The following is a 15,226-nucleotide window of genomic DNA, read 5'->3' as shown; positions in this document are numbered from 1 at the left end:
ATGCCGGAATCGGGTACCGCATGAGCGGTCAGGCCCGGAGGAGGCAGCGCAGCGTGACCACGCAGGGCCCCGCTCGTGCCGGAGAGGACGCAGCATGAGCGGAAACAACGACACCGCCGTCTTGATCAAGGGTGCGTTGCTGTACGGCGAAGGCGAACCGGTCGACGTGCTCGTCGCCGATGGGGAGATCCGCCGGATCGGCACCGAGCTGGACGCGGTCGACGCCGAGATCATCGACGCGCGGGGGCAGGTTCTGCTGCCCGGCTTCGTCGACCTGCACACCCATCTGCGTGAGCCGGGCCGCGAGGACACGGAGACCATCGAATCCGGATCCGCCGCCGCCGCGCTCGGCGGCTACACCGCGGTGTTCGCGATGGCCAATACCGCTCCGGTCGCCGACTCGGTGGTCGTGACCGACCACGTATGGCGGCGCGGCCGGGAGGTGGGCCTGGTCGACGTGTATCCAGTCGGCGCGGTCACCGTCGGCTTGGAGGGCAAGCAGCTCGCCGAGATGGGGACGATGGCCGCGGGTGTCGGCGCGGTGCGCATGTTCTCCGACGACGGCCATTGTGTCTACGACCCGCTGATCATGCGCCGCGCCCTGGAGTACGCGAATTCGCTCGGGGTGCTGATCGCCCAGCACGCGGAGGAGCCGAGGCTGACCCAGGGCGCCATCGCGCACGAGGGACCGACCGCGGCCCGGCTCGGGTTGGCGGGCTGGCCACGCGCGGCGGAGGAGTCCATCGTCGCGCGCGACGCCCTGCTGGCACGGGACGCAGGCGCCCGGGTGCACATCTGCCACGCCTCCACCGCGGGCACCGTGGAACTGGTGCGGTGGGCGAAGTCCCAGGGCATCTCCATCACGGCCGAGGTCACCCCGCACCACCTGCTGCTGGACGACTCCCGGCTGGAGACCTACGACGCGGTCAACAAGGTCAACCCACCGCTGCGCGAGGCGTCCGACGCCGCCGCGCTGCGGCAGGCGCTGGCCGAGGGCATCATCGACTGCGTCGCCACCGATCACGCTCCGCACGCCGAGCAGGACAAGTGCTGCGAGTTCGCCGCTGCCCGGCCCGGCATGCTGGGACTGGAGACGGCCCTCTCGATCATCGTGCAGACCATGGTCGAGCCGGGGCTGCTGGACTGGCGCGGCGTCGCCCGCGTGATGAGCGAGCGCCCGGCCGCGATCGTGGGTCTGGACGAGCACGGGAGGCCGCTCGAGGTCGGTGAGCCGGCGAACTTGACGCTGGTCGACCCGAAGGCGAGCTGGACGGTGCGCGGCAAGGAACTGGCCAGTATCTCGAACAACACGCCGTTCGAGGCGATGACCTTCCCGGCGCGGGTGACCGCGACGCTGCTGCGCGGCCGGGTCACCGCCCGCGACGGCAAGGCGCTGGGCGCAGCTCTTCGAGGAGGTTCGTAGTGGAGAGAACGCTCTGGGTCGCCGGGCTGCTTATCCTGTTCGCGGTCTGCCTCTGGCTGATGTACCGGGGGTGGCGCAACCGCGCGGCACGTCAGGCGGAGCGCATCGGCGCGCTGCCCGCCGTGCCTGCGGAGCTCGGCGCGCAGGTGCTGGAGCCGACCACCGGCCTGTACCTGGGCAGCACGATCGCGCCCAGCTGGCAGGACCGGATCACGGTGGGCGACCTGGGTTTCCGGGCTACCGCGGAACTCACGCGGTTCGAACGGGGGATTCTGCTCGAGCGCGACGGCGCGGCGGTGATCTGGATTCCGCAGGAATCCATCACGGCGGTGCGCACCGAACGCGGCCATGCGGGCAAAGTGATGACGGAAGATGGTGTGCTGGTCATTCGCTGGAAGCTGCCGACCGGAACCGAGATCGATACGGGTTTCCGCGGCGACGACAAGTCGGTCTACCCGGCTTGGCGCCGGCTTCCTGTGGCGGATCAGAGCGGGACGATGACGGGAGATGACGAGGGATGACAGGAGAAGCGGCATTCGTGCTGGAGGACGGCCGGGTGTTTCGCGGCCGGGCCTACGGCGCCGTGGGCCAGACGCTCGGTGAGGCGGTGTTCTGCACCGCGATGACCGGGTACCAGGAGACCCTCACCGACCCGTCCTACCACCGGCAGATCGTGGTGGCCACCGCGCCGCAGATCGGCAACACCGGCTGGAACGACGAGGACGACGAGTCCACCAAGATCTGGGTCGCCGGGTACGCGGTGCGCGACCCCGCGCGGCGCGCGTCCAACTGGCGTGCCACCACGACGCTGCCGGACGAACTGGAGCGGCAGCGGATCGTCGGCATCGCGGGCATCGACACCCGCGCGCTGGTGCGGCACCTGCGCACCCGCGGTTCGATGAAGGCGGGCATCTTCTCCGGTGACGCGCTCGCCGCCCCCGACGAGCTGGTGGCCCGGGTGACCGGGCAGCCGTCCATGCTGGGCGCCGACCTCGCGGGCGAGGTGACCACCGACGCGCTCTACACGATCGAGCCCGACGGGGAGCACCGGCGCACGGTCGTGGCGGTCGACCTGGGGATCAAGACCAATACCCCGCGCATGTTCGCGCAGCGCGGCATGCGGGTGCACGTGGTGTCGTCGTCCACCACGCTGGATCAGATCCTCGAACTGAAGCCGGACGGGGTCTTCCTGTCCAACGGTCCGGGCGATCCGGCCACCGCCGACACCGCGGTCGAGCTGACCCGCGGGGTACTGGGCGCGGGCCTGCCGCTGTTCGGCATCTGCTTCGGCAACCAGATCCTCGGCCGCGCGCTCGGCCGGGGCACCTACAAGATGAAGTTCGGTCACCGGGGCATCAACATCCCGGTGGTCGAGCACGAGACCGGCCGGATCTCGATCACGGCGCAGAACCACGGGTTCGCGCTGGAGGGTGAGCGGGGCGAGCGGTTCGACACCCCCTTCGGCACGGCCGAGGTGAGTCACGTCTGCGCGAACGACGGCACGGTCGAAGGCGTCCGGCTGGTCGACGGCCGCGCCTTCTCCGTGCAGTACCACCCGGAGGCCGCCGCCGGACCCCACGACGCCGCATATCTGTTCGACCGTTTCGCCGGTCTCATGGAAGGAGCCTGATGCCTCGCCGCGAGGATCTCGAGCACATCCTGGTGATCGGTTCTGGCCCGATCGTCATCGGCCAGGCGTGCGAATTCGACTACTCCGGCACGCAAGCGTGCCGGGTGCTGCGGGCCGAGGGCCTGCGGGTGTCGCTGGTCAACTCGAACCCGGCGACGATCATGACCGACCCGGAGTTCGCCGACGCCACCTACGTGGAGCCGATCACGCCGGAGTTCGTGGAAAAGGTCATCGAGAAGGAGCGCCCCGACGCCATCCTGGCCACCCTGGGCGGCCAGACCGCGCTGAACACCGCGGTCGCACTGCACGAGCGCGGGGTGCTGGAGAAGTACGGCGTGGAGCTGATCGGCGCCGACTTCGACGCCATCCAGCGCGGTGAGGACCGGCAGAAGTTCAAGGACATCGTGGCGAAGGTGGGCGGCGAGAGCGCCCGCTCGCGGGTCTGCTTCACCATGGACGAGGCCCGCGAGACGGTCGCCGAGCTCGGCTACCCGGTGGTGGTGCGCCCGTCGTTCACCATGGGCGGCCTCGGGTCGGGCATGGCCTACAACGAGGCGGATCTCGATCGCATCGCCGGCGGCGGCCTGGCCGCCTCGCCCACCGCGAACGTCCTCATCGAGGAGTCCATTCTCGGCTGGAAGGAATACGAGCTCGAGCTGATGCGCGACGGCCGCGACAACGTCGTGGTGGTCTGCTCGATCGAGAACGTCGACCCGATGGGCGTGCACACCGGCGACTCGATGACCGTCGCCCCCGCGATGACGCTCACCGACCGCGAGTACCAGAAGCTGCGTGATCTCGGCATCGCGATCCTGCGCGAGGTCGGCGTGGACACCGGCGGCTGCAACATCCAGTTCGCGGTCAACCCGAGCGACGGCCGCCTGATCGTCATCGAGATGAACCCGCGCGTCTCGCGCTCGTCCGCGCTGGCGTCGAAGGCGACGGGCTTCCCGATCGCGAAGATCGCCGCCAAACTGGCCATCGGGTACACGCTCGACGAGATCGTCAACGACATCACCAAAGAGACGCCGGCCTGTTTCGAGCCGACCCTCGACTACGTGGTCGTCAAGGCGCCGCGGTTCGCGTTCGAGAAGTTCCCCGGCGCCGACGGCACGCTGACCACCACGATGAAGTCCGTCGGCGAGGCGATGTCGCTCGGCCGCAACTTCGCCGAGTCGCTGGGTAAGGTGCTGCGTTCGCTGGAGACCAAGGCCGCTGGCTTCTGGACCCAGGACGACGGCGCGTGGACCGACGTCGAAGCGATCCTGGAGGATCTGCGCACGCCCACCGAGGGGCGCATCTACCAGGTCGAGCGGGCGCTGCGCCTGGGCGCGAGCATCGAGGACGTCGCCGCCGCCTCGGGCATCGACCCGTGGTTCGTCGCGGAAGTGGCGGGCTTGGTCGAGCTGCGCCGGGAGATCCTCGACGCGCCCGTGCTGGACGAGCCGCTGCTGCGCCGGGCCAAGCACTACGGCCTGTCCGATCGTCAGCTGGCCGCGCTGCGGCCCGAGCTGGCGGGGGAGACCGGCGTGCGCGCCCTGCGGCACCGGCTCGGTATCCGCCCGGTCTTCAAGACCGTCGACACCTGCGCCGCCGAGTTCGAGGCCAAGACGCCGTACCACTACTCGGCCTACGAACTCGATCCCGCCGCCGAATCCGAGGTGGCGCCGCAGCCCGAGCGCCAGAAGGTGATCATCCTCGGTTCCGGACCGAACCGGATCGGCCAGGGCATCGAGTTCGACTACTCGTGCGTGCACGCGGCGCAGACGCTGTCGCAGGCCGGGTACGAGACGGTGATGGTCAACTGCAACCCCGAGACCGTCTCCACCGACTACGACACCGCCGATCGTCTCTACTTCGAGCCGCTGACCTTCGAGGACGTGCTCGAGATCTACCACGCCGAGTGCGAGTCGGGCACCGTCGCGGGCGTCATCGTGCAGCTGGGCGGACAGACGCCGCTCGGACTGGCGCAGCGCCTCACCGAGGCGGGTGTACCGGTGGTCGGCACCAGCGCGGCCGCCATCGACCTGGCCGAGGACCGCGGCGAGTTCGGCGACGTGCTGGTCGCGGCCGGGCTGCCCGCGCCGAAGTACGGCACCGCCACCACGTTCACGCAGGCCAGCAAGATCGCCGCGGAGATCGGATACCCGGTGTTGGTGCGCCCGTCGTATGTGCTCGGCGGCCGCGGCATGGAGATCGTGTACGACGAGAAGTCCCTGGAGGGCTACATCTCCCGCGCGACCGCGCTCAGCCCGGAGCACCCGGTGCTGGTCGACCGGTTCCTGGAGGACGCGATCGAGATCGACGTCGACGCGCTGTGCGACGGCGAGGAGGTCTACCTCGGCGGTGTGATGGAGCACATCGAGGAGGCGGGCATCCACTCCGGCGACTCGGCCTGCGCGCTTCCCCCGATCACGCTGGGCCGCAGCGACATCGAGGCGGTGCGCCGCTCCACGATCGCGCTGGCCAAGGGCATCGGCGTCCGCGGCCTGCTCAACGTGCAGTACGCGCTCAAGGACGACGTGCTCTACGTCCTGGAGGCCAACCCGCGGGCGAGCCGGACCGTTCCGTTCGTGTCCAAGGCGACCGCCGTGCCGCTGGCCAAGGCCGCCGCACGGATCATGCTCGGCGCCACCATCGCCGAACTCCGCAAGGAGGGCATGCTGCCGAGCGAAGGCGACGGCGGGCACGTCGCGCTGGACGCTCCGGTCGCGGTCAAGGAGGCCGTGCTGCCGTTCCACCGCTTCCGGCGCGCCGACGGCAGCGGCGTGGATTCGCTGCTGTCGCCGGAGATGAAGTCCACCGGCGAGGTGATGGGCATCGACGCCGATTTCGGCACCGCCTTCGCCAAGAGCCAGACCGCCGCCTACGGATCGCTGCCCACCGAGGGCACCGTGTTCGTCTCGATCGCCAACCGGGACAAGCGCGCGATGGTCTTCCCGGTGAAGCGCCTGCACGATCTCGGTTTCCGCATCCTCGCCACCGAGGGCACGGCGGAGATGCTGCGCCGCAACGGGATTCCGTGCGAGCAGGTGCGCAAGCACTCCGAGGTGGGTCCGGACGACCAGCCTACGATCGTGGAGCAGATCCGCGACGGTGAGGTCGACATGGTGTTCAACACCCCCTACGGCAACTCCGGGCCCCGCGTGGACGGCTACGAGATCCGCAGCGCGGCGGTCGGGGTGAACATCCCGTGCATCACCACCGTGCAGGGTGCGGCAGCCGCGGTGCAGGGCATCGAGGCCAGCATCAACGGCGGCATCGGTGTGCGGTCCCTGCAGGAACTGCACTCGGTGCTGCGTGGGTGAGCCGCGACCGGACGGAGCGGGCGAGATGAAGACCTTCGGCGAGCGCTTGCGGCACGCGATGCGGGACTTCGGGCCCGTCTGCGTCGGGATCGACCCGCACCCGCAACTGCTGCGGTCCTGGGACCTCCCCGAGGACGTCGAGGGCCTCGAGCGCTTCGCCGAGATCTGCGTCGAGGCCTTCGACGGTCTGGTCGCGCTGGTCAAGCCGCAGGTCGCGTTCTTCGAGGCCTACGGCTCCGGCGGTATCGCCGTGCTGGAGCGCGCGATCGAGGTGTTGCGCGCCTCGGGCACGTTGGTGCTCGCCGACGCCAAACGCGGCGACATCGGGTCCACCATGGACGCCTATGCGCGGACCTGGCTGGCCGACGGTCCGCTCGCGTCCGACGCGGTGACGGCCTCGCCGTTCCTCGGATTCGGTTCGCTGGCGCCCGCGCTGACCCTCGCCGAGGCCAACCGCCGCGGCGTCTTCGTGCTCGCGGCGACATCGAATCCCGAGGGAGCGCAGGTGCAGCGGGCGGTCGGGGCGGACGGCCGCACGGTCGCGCAGACGATGGTCGACGAAGCCGCGGCCCGCAACGCGGGCAGCGAGTTCGGTTCGGTGGGCGTGGTGGTCGGCGCCACGCTGCGCGAGGCGCCGGACCTGTCCGCGCTCAACGGTCCGATCCTGATGCCAGGGGTGGGCGCTCAGGGCGGCGGCCCGGACACGATCCGCGAGCTGGTCCCCGAGCCGATGCTCGGGGCCGTCCTCCCGAACGTCTCGCGCGAGCTGCTGCGAGCGGGCCCCGACGTCCCGGCACTGCGTGCCAGGGTGCACGAACTCCAGGACGCGTTCGCGTTTCTGCAGAAATGACCACGAAGGCCGGCGCACCCGCGCCGGCCTTCGGTCTTTCCGAGGCCCGTGCGCGTGCAGCTGTACGCACACACGCGGCCTTACCGGTGCCTGTGCGCTCTCCTGCGCCGATTTCGGCGCTCATCGGTGCCCGGCTGCGCACCTGCCTGCTGGACCGGCGTACAGGGCCGCGAACCGGCACCGGATGCCGCGCCGAGCGGGCCGAATGTCTCTGATGTGACGCCCGACACGCGGGAAGAACTCGCGACACGCGGAAAATTTCCAGAAAGTTCCTGGTAGGGCGTGTGAGGGGTTGCTGGAACGATGCGCTGCGCTACCGCAACCCTCCCGCAAACCACTCGGTTTGTCGAAAACGCCCTGCTGGCGGCGTGTTTCGCGAATCCCGCAGCGCGCTCCGCGTGGTGGCGCGGGCGGGTCGGGCGATGCACCCCCCTGGTGTCGTCGGTATCCGGAATCATGCGCTGACCTGGGGGGTGGGTTCGCAATCGGCGGACGTCGTGGGTACGGTCGCTGAGACTGCTGGGTTACCGGCAGGAGTTGATGCAATGAACGATGAGACGGAGGAACCGTGGCCCTTCCCCAGCTGACTGACGAGCAGCGCGCCGCTGCTTTGGAGAAGGCGGCTGCCGCTCGCCGCGCTCGGGCGGAGCTCAAGGAGCGCTTGAAGCGTGGCGGCACCAACCTGAAGCAGGTCCTCACCGATGCCGAGACCGATGAGATTCTCGGCAAGATGAAGGTGTCGGCGCTGCTGGAGGCCCTGCCGAAGGTGGGCAAGGTCAAGGCGGCGGAAATCATGAGCGAGCTGGAGATCGCCCCCACCCGGCGGCTGCGCGGACTCGGCGACCGGCAGCGCAAGGCGCTGCTCGCCCGGTTCGACTTCGACGCCTGACGACGAGGGTGATCGAACACACGCGGAAGGGTCGACTGGTAGTACTGGTCGGCCCCTCGGCCGTGGGCAAGTCCACCGTGGTCCGCTGCGTCCGCGAACGACTGCCCGACCTGGTCTTCAGCGTGTCGGCAACGACCCGGGCCCCGCGGCCCGGGGAGGTCGACGGCCTCGACTACCGCTTCGTCTCCCGTGCGGAGTTCGACGCGATGATCGAGGCGGACGAACTGCTCGAGTGGGCCGACATACACGGCGGGTTGCAGCGGTCGGGCACCCCCGCCGGGCCGGTCCGCGCCGCTCTGGCTGAGGGCCTTCCGGTCCTGGTCGAAGTGGATCTCGAGGGCGCGCGGTCGGTGCGCCGGGCCATCCCGGAAGCGATCCTGGTCTTCTTGGCCCCGCCGAGCTGGGACGAACTGGTGGCGCGGCTGACCTCGCGCGGCACAGAGTCGCCCGAGGTGATCGAGCGCCGCCTGGAAACGGCCAGGATCGAGCTGGCCGCCTGTGACGAGTTCGACATCGTTATCGTGAACGACGAGGTGACCAGCGCCTGTGAGCAGTTGGTATCGTTGTTCGTTAGCACAAATTCGAGTTCGTGACCTCCCAAACACCAGGAGTCCCCCTAGTGAGCAGTACGGACACCAAGACCGCGCCCGCCTACGACACCCCGATCGGCCTGACCAACCCGCCGATCGACGAGTTGCTGGAGCGCACGTCGTCCAAGTACGCCCTGGTCATCTACGCGGCCAAGCGGGCCCGGCAGATCAACGACTACTACAACCAGCTCGGCGACGGCATCCTCGAGTACGTCGGCCCGCTGGTCGAGCCGGGTCTGCAGGAGAAGCCGCTGTCGGTCGCGCTGCGTGAGATCCACTCCGACCTGCTCGAGCACTCCGAAGGCGAGTGAGGCGAACCGCGTTCGCCCGTGACCACGACTAGGCCGGAGGCGTAGTGACCACAAGGATCGTCGTCGGCGTAGCCGGAGGGATCGCCGCCTACAAGGCGTGCTCTCTGGTCCGGCGGTTCACCGAGACCGGACACGACGTCCGGGTGATCCCCACCCACTCGGCGCTGGAGTTCGTCGGCAAGGCGACCTTCGAAGCACTGTCCGGGAACCCGGTGCACACCGGTGTGTTCTCCGACGTACCCGAGGTCCCGCATGTTCGGCTGGGCCAGGAGGCGGACCTGGTGGTCATCGCCCCGGCGACCGCCGACCTCATGGCCCGCGCCGCCTCCGGCCGCGCCGACGACCTGCTCACCGCCACGCTGCTGACGGCCCGATGTCCGATCTTGTTCGCGCCCGCGATGCACACCGAGATGTGGGAGCATCCGGCGACCGTCGCCAATGTCGCGACGCTGCGCGCCCACGGTGCGATCGTCATGGAGCCCGCGGCGGGGCGGCTCACCGGCGCAGACACCGGTCCCGGACGGCTGCCCGAGCCCGAGGAGATCTTCGGCCTCGCGTCGCTGCTCATGGAGCGCGCCGACGCTATCCCGCGGGATCTGGAGGGCCGCCGGGTCGTCATCACGGCGGGCGGCACCAGGGAACCGCTGGATCCGGTGCGTTTCCTCGGCAATCGCAGCTCCGGCAAACAGGGCTACGCGCTCGCGAGGGTCGCGGCCCAGCGCGGCGCCCACGTCACCCTGATCGCGGGCAACACGATCGAGATGGCGGCACCGGCCGCCGTCGACCTGGTGCACATCACCACCGCCGAACAGCTGAAGACCGCCGTCGACAAGCACGCCGCCGGCGCCGACGCGGTGATCATGGCCGCGGCGGTCGCCGATTTCCGGCCGACCAACGTCGCCGCCGCCAAGATCAAGAAGGGCGCGGGCGAGCCCGACGTCATTCCGCTGACCAAGACCGACGACATCCTCGCCGGACTGGTGCAGGCGCGCCGCGACGGGCAGTTGCCCGGTACCGCGATCGTCGGCTTCGCCGCCGAGACCGGTGACGAGCACGGCGACGTCCTCACCCACGCGCGGGCCAAGCTCGCCCGCAAGGGCTGCGACCTGCTCGTGGTCAACGCGGTCGGTGAGGGCAAAGCGTTCGAGGTGGACACCAACGACGGCTGGCTGCTCGGCGCGGACGGCACCGAGCAGGCGCTCGACCACGGTTCGAAGGCATTGCTGGCCAGCCGTGTGCTCGACGCGCTGAGTGGGTTGCTGCGCTGAGCCGGGTGGCGGGCCTGCCGGGATTGCCATCCGATCCGTCGTTCGTTCGCGGCGTCGTCATTCTTTCGGCATCGCCGGGACACCGGGAATTCAGCAGTCCGGGGCGGCTTTGTAGTTGAGGTCCGCCCTGTCGGTGATTTGGAATAGTCTGGAATGTAAGGGTTGCGCAGGCGCGACATGGCGTTACTGTCGCAAGCCGATACGAGTAACCCGTTGAGGGAGAGGGAACAACTGTGCGCACGTCCGGGAGCCGGCTTTTCACCAGTGAGTCCGTGACCGAAGGTCATCCGGACAAAATCTGTGATGCCATCAGCGATTCCATTCTCGACGCGTTGCTCGCGGAGGATCCGCGCAGCCGGGTCGCGGTGGAAACCCTCGTGACGACCGGCCAGGTCCATGTCGCGGGTGAGGTCACCACGTCGGCGTACGCCGATATTCCCCGTATTGTCCGGGAAAAGGTCCTGGAAATCGGATATGACTCGTCCGCGAAGGGATTCGACGGAAATTCCTGCGGTGTGAATATCGCGATCGGCGCGCAGTCGCCGGATATCGCCCAAGGTGTGGACACCTCGCACGAGGCCCGGGTCGGCGGCTCCGACGACGAGATCGAGCGGCAGGGCGCGGGCGATCAGGGCTTGATGTTCGGTTACGCCACCAAGGACACTCCCGAGCTGATGCCGCTGCCGATCGCGCTCGCGCACCGGTTGTCGCGCCGCTTGACCGAGGTGCGCAAGTCCGGCGTGCTGCCCTACCTGCGTCCGGACGGCAAGACCCAGGTCACCATCGAGTACGACGGCGATCGCCCGGTCCGCCTGGACACGGTGGTCGTATCCACCCAGCACGCCGCCGACATCGACCTGGACAACCTGCTCGCGCCCGACATCCGCGAGAAGGTCCTCGAAGCGGTGCTCGCCGACCTGGAGGTGCCCTCGCTGGACACCTCGAACGTCCGCCTGCTGGTCAACCCCACCGGCAAGTTCGTGCTCGGTGGTCCGATGGGCGACGCGGGCCTGACCGGCCGCAAGATCATCGTCGACACCTACGGCGGCATGGCCCGCCACGGTGGTGGCGCCTTCTCCGGCAAGGACCCGTCCAAGGTCGACCGCTCGGCCGCCTACGCCATGCGCTGGGTCGCGAAGAACGTGGTCGCGGCCGATCTGGCCGATCGGGTCGAGGTCCAGGTGGCCTACGCGATCGGCAAGGCGGCTCCGGTCGGCTTGTTCGTCGAGACCTTCGGTACCGAGAAGGTCGACCCGGCGCGCATCTCCACCGCGATCACCGAGGTCTTCGACCTGCGCCCCGGCGCGATCATCCGCGACCTCGACCTGCTGCGCCCGATCTACGCGCCGACCGCCGCGTACGGCCACTTCGGCCGCACCGACGTCGACCTGCCGTGGGAGCACACCGACCGCGCGGACAAGCTGCGCGCGGCCATCGGACTCTGACCTCCGATCAGGTCCGAGTGAACGCACCCGCGGCGGGCACCCCCGCCACCGAGGCGGACCGTCCGGCCGCGGGTCCCGCGGGCGTGGAGCTGCCGATCGCCCGGGTGCTCCCACTGCTGTCGCCCGCGCATCTCGACCGCGACTTCGACTACCTGGTGCCCCCCGAGCTGGACGAGATCGCCCAGCCGGGGGTCCGGGTGCGCGTTCGTTTCGCCGGACGGTTGGTCGACGGTTACCTTCTCGCGCGCTCCGCGCACAGCGATCACGTCGGCAAGCTGGTCGAACTCGAGCGTGTCGTCTCCGGCGAACGCGTGCTGACGCCGGAAATCCTGGAGCTGGTCGGCGCAGTGGCGGCCCGTTACGCGGGCACGCGCGCCGACGTCCTGCGGCTGGCCATTCCACCGCGCCACGCCCGCACCGAGACCGGTGGTGCGAAGAAGTCCGTTGGGGCACAGATTGATTCCGTCGGGCCCACGGCTCCTGCTGCCGCGGCGAAACCCCGTGCGTCCGCGAGTTCCGTCGAAGACGGAGAACCCTGCACGGCAACGGATTCCGTGCGGTCAGCCATGAACTCCGCTCCCGCAGAGGCGCTCCCCGGTTCGCACTCCTCGGATCCAGCAGTACCGCAAGCCGATTCGGCGGTCGCGGGCCACGCAGCCCCGGGGGTGGACACCGAACCCGTCACGGCTACAGGATCGGATGATGATCCCGGCGCCGTGAGCATGGGCACCGCGCAACAGGAGCACCGGCCAGAGGCGGGCACCGGCGGGTCTTCGAAGCCGCTTGAACCGCCTTCAGGCGAGGGACGAATCGGTGTCGGGCGGAGCGCAGTGGCCGTGCGACAGGCGCCGTCCTCGGAGGCGGCCACCGGCGGGTCCTCGAAGCCGCTTGAACCATATTCGGGCGAGGAGCGAATCGGTGTCGGGCAGAGCGCGGAGCCTCACGGCGGCGCCACGAACCAGGAGGCGGTATCGCCGGAACTTTCGGCCGTCGACCTCGCCGCCTGGGAGCGTTATGTGCACGGCCCGGCATTCGTCGGTGCGCTCGCACAAGGAAAAGGGGCCCGGGCGGCTTGGCAGGCGCTGCCCGGTGAGGACTGGCCGCGCCGGCTGGCGGAGCTCGCCGCCTTGGTGGCCCAGCAGGGGCGCAGCGCGATCCTCATGGTCCCGGACCAACGTGACCTCGACCGAGTGCTGGCGGAATGCGCTGGTCTGGTGGGGGATTCGGCCGTCGGGCTGGCCGCCGGTCTCGGGCCCGCGGCCCGCTACCGGCGTTGGCTGGCGGTGCTGCGCGGTTCGGCGCGGGTTGTGGTCGGCACACGCAGCGCGGTGTTCGCACCGGCGGCGAACCTCGGGCTGATCGCGCTGTGGGACGACGGCGACGACACCTACGCCGAACCACGCGCACCGTATCCGCACACGCGTGAGGTGGCGATGTTGCGGGCGCACGAGACCGGTGCGGCATTCGTCGCGGCGGGTTTCGCGCGGACCGCGGAGATCCAAGCGGTGGTCGATTCCGGCTGGGCGCACGATCTGGTCGCCGATCGCGCGGTACTGCGCAAGGCCGCGCCGCGGATCAGCGCCCCCGGTGACAGCGACCTCGCCCTGGAGCGCGATCCGGTCGCTCGTGCCGTCCGGATTCCCGGCGTCGCCTTCGCGGCCGCCCGTTCCGCGCTGAAGGAGGGGGCGCCGGTGCTGGTGCAGGTGCCACGCCGCGGGTACATTCCCGCGCTGGCCTGCGGGAAGTGCCGCACTCCGGCCCGATGCAGGCACTGCAACGGCCCGCTCGCGCTGCCGGAGACCCGCGGATCGGCAGCGGATAGCGCCGCCGCCGCGCACAGCCCCGCTTGCCGTTGGTGCGGGATCACCGAGGCGGCGTTCCGGTGCACCACCTGCGGCTCGCGCGCGCTGCGGGCCGTGGTGATCGGGGCGGCACGTACGGCGGAGGAACTCGGCCGCGCCTTTCCCGGCGTGCCGATCCGTGGCTCCGGGGGCGGTGCCGTGGTCGATACCGTGGAGCCGGGCCCGCAAGTGGTCGTCGCCACGGTCGGCGCCGAACCCTTGGTCCCCGGCGGGTACGGCGTCGCACTGTTGCTCGACGGCTGGGCCTTGCTCGGCCGCGCCGACCTGCGGTCCGCCGAGGACGCACTGCGCCGCTGGATGGCCGCCGCGACGCTGGTCCGCGCGCACGGCCAGGTCATCGTCGTGGCCGAACCTTCGATCCCCACCGTGCAGGCGCTGGTCCGGTGGGACCCGGTGGGCGCGGCGCGTGCGGAGGTCGCGGCCCGGGCCGAGGTCGGCTTCCCGCCCGCGGTCCGGCTCGCCGCGATCGACGGCACCGCCGAGAGCATCGCCGAACTGCTCTCGGCGGCGGATCTGCCCGCGACGGTCGACCGCCTCGGCCCGGTGCCGCTGCCGGACGGCGCTCGCAAGCCCTTCTCCGCCGAGGATTCGCCCGCCGAAGTCGAACGTTTGCTGCTGCGGGTCGAGCGCCGCTCCGGAGCGGCGCTCGCTGCTGCGTTGCGCGCGGCCCAGGCGATCCGCAGCACGCACCGCTCCGACGCCCCCCTTCGCGTGCAGATCGACCCGGTCGACATCGGCTGACGAAGCCACCGGCCATCCGCCCTGCCGGGCGTGTCAGGCGAAGGCCGCCCGATTGCGAACCGCCCACTCGGCGTACTTCGCGGCGGGCCGCCCCAGCACACGCGGCACATCGGGGCTGATCAGCTGTTCGGCGGGTGTCGGTTCGCCGAGGATCGTCAGTGTGTGCTCGACCACCGGTTCGGGCATGAAGTCGAGCATCGCCGAATGGGCTTGCGCCCGAGTCAACTCGATGAATCCGAGCGGCTCGCCCAGCGCCGCACCGAGTGCCTCGGCCTGGGCTCGCGGTGTGGCGAGTTCGGGTCCGGTCAGGGTGTAGACCTGTCCGGCGTGCCGTTCGTCGCGCAATGCCGCCGCCGCGACGGCGGCGATATCGGCCGGATCGATCGAGGGCAGGCCGATATCCCCGAACGGCGCGGCGACCATACGCTGCGTGCGCACGGAATCCGCCCACGCGTAGGTATTGGAGAAGAACCCGGCCGGTCGCAGGAAGGTCCAGGCCAGGCCGGAGTCCATGATCGCCTGCTCGTAGGCGACGAGCCGGGCATAGCCCGCCGCGTCGGGGCGGGTGGCTACCCCCTGCGACGACACGAAGACGACGCGCCGCACGCCTCCGGCCGCGGCGACTTTCAGCACCTGTTCGGGCTCGGGGCCAGCCACCAACTGCTCACCGGTGATCAGGAGAAAGAGGGTGTCGGCTCCCGACAGGGCAGGGGAGAGGCTTTCCGGCTCGCCGAGGTCGGCCCGAACCGACCGGACGCCGTCGGGCAGCGAGAGGTCCGCATGGCGGGCGACCGCTGTCACCTCCTCGCCCGCGTCCGACAGCGAGCGCACGAGGGGCGCGCCGATATTCCCGGTGGCTCCGGTGACCACGATCATCGTTTCTCCTTAGTTAGTTGACTGACTAAATAC

General features: G+C 70.1%; 12 protein-coding genes. 11 read left to right on the top strand and 1 reads right to left on the bottom strand.

Annotation, left to right across the window (positions count from 1 at the left end):
• Window positions 1-94 precede the first annotated feature (94 nt).
• The 11 genes from ABZ420_RS00265 (at window position 95) to ABZ420_RS00215 (ending at window position 14,317) form a co-directional block, all read left to right on the top strand.
• A complete protein-coding gene (locus ABZ420_RS00265) occupies window positions 95-1,423 on the top strand; it encodes a dihydroorotase (RefSeq protein ID WP_357115516.1) in 1,329 nt (442 codons plus the stop codon).
• Window positions 1,423-1,944, top strand: coding sequence for a transporter (locus ABZ420_RS00260; RefSeq protein ID WP_357115513.1), 522 nt, complete (start codon window positions 1,423-1,425; stop codon window positions 1,942-1,944). The genes ABZ420_RS00265 and ABZ420_RS00260 overlap by 1 nt, the downstream gene beginning before the upstream one ends.
• On the top strand, window positions 1,941-3,053 hold the full coding sequence (gene carA / locus ABZ420_RS00255; RefSeq protein ID WP_040867561.1) for a glutamine-hydrolyzing carbamoyl-phosphate synthase small subunit: 1,113 nt from the start codon (window positions 1,941-1,943) through the stop codon (window positions 3,051-3,053). Before ABZ420_RS00260 ends, carA begins: the two co-directional genes overlap by 4 nt.
• Window positions 3,053-6,361 carry a carbamoyl-phosphate synthase large subunit gene (gene carB / locus ABZ420_RS00250; RefSeq protein ID WP_357115510.1) on the top strand — a complete coding sequence of 1,103 codons (3,309 nt, stop codon included), beginning with the start codon at window positions 3,053-3,055 and terminating at the stop codon, window positions 6,359-6,361. Before carA ends, carB begins: the two co-directional genes overlap by 1 nt.
• Before the next feature lie 25 nt (window positions 6,362-6,386).
• Entirely contained in the window at window positions 6,387-7,211 is an 825-nt protein-coding gene (pyrF, locus tag ABZ420_RS00245; protein ID WP_357115508.1) for an orotidine-5'-phosphate decarboxylase, read from the top strand.
• A 568-nt stretch (window positions 7,212-7,779) separates the two neighbouring features.
• Window positions 7,780-8,100: an integration host factor, actinobacterial type gene (gene mihF / locus ABZ420_RS00240; RefSeq protein ID WP_028476708.1), complete on the top strand. Its 321-nt coding sequence runs from the start codon at window positions 7,780-7,782 to the stop codon at window positions 8,098-8,100.
• An 8-nt stretch (window positions 8,101-8,108) separates the two neighbouring features.
• Window positions 8,109-8,693, top strand: coding sequence for a guanylate kinase (gmk, locus tag ABZ420_RS00235; protein ID WP_062973597.1), 585 nt, complete (start codon window positions 8,109-8,111; stop codon window positions 8,691-8,693).
• Window positions 8,694-8,719: 26 nt separating this feature from the next.
• Entirely contained in the window at window positions 8,720-9,001 is a 282-nt protein-coding gene (gene rpoZ / locus ABZ420_RS00230) for a DNA-directed RNA polymerase subunit omega (protein WP_280250368.1), read from the top strand.
• A 44-nt stretch (window positions 9,002-9,045) separates the two neighbouring features.
• Window positions 9,046-10,269, top strand: coding sequence for a bifunctional phosphopantothenoylcysteine decarboxylase/phosphopantothenate--cysteine ligase CoaBC (gene coaBC / locus ABZ420_RS00225; RefSeq protein WP_062973598.1), 1,224 nt, complete (start codon window positions 9,046-9,048; stop codon window positions 10,267-10,269).
• A 233-nt stretch (window positions 10,270-10,502) separates the two neighbouring features.
• On the top strand, window positions 10,503-11,714 hold the full coding sequence (gene metK, locus ABZ420_RS00220) for a methionine adenosyltransferase (protein ID WP_357115504.1): 1,212 nt from the start codon (window positions 10,503-10,505) through the stop codon (window positions 11,712-11,714).
• 83 nt (window positions 11,715-11,797) lie between these two features.
• Complete coding sequence (locus tag ABZ420_RS00215) at window positions 11,798-14,317, top strand: primosomal protein N' (RefSeq protein ID WP_357116423.1); 2,520 nt, start codon at window positions 11,798-11,800, stop codon at window positions 14,315-14,317.
• Window positions 14,318-14,350: 33 nt separating this feature from the next.
• Here the strand turns inward: ABZ420_RS00215 and ABZ420_RS00210 are convergent, their stop codons facing one another.
• On the bottom strand, window positions 14,351-15,193 hold the full coding sequence (locus ABZ420_RS00210) for an NAD(P)H-binding protein (RefSeq protein ID WP_357115501.1): 843 nt from the start codon (window positions 15,191-15,193) through the stop codon (window positions 14,351-14,353).
• Window positions 15,194-15,226 lie beyond the last annotated feature (33 nt).

This window comes from Nocardia sp. NPDC005745, assembly GCF_040630775.1.
In the GTDB taxonomy this organism is placed as follows: Bacteria; Actinomycetota; Actinomycetes; order Mycobacteriales; family Mycobacteriaceae; genus Nocardia.
The sequence above is the reverse complement of the archived record's forward strand: the minus strand, read 5'-3'. Positions and strand labels throughout refer to the sequence as shown.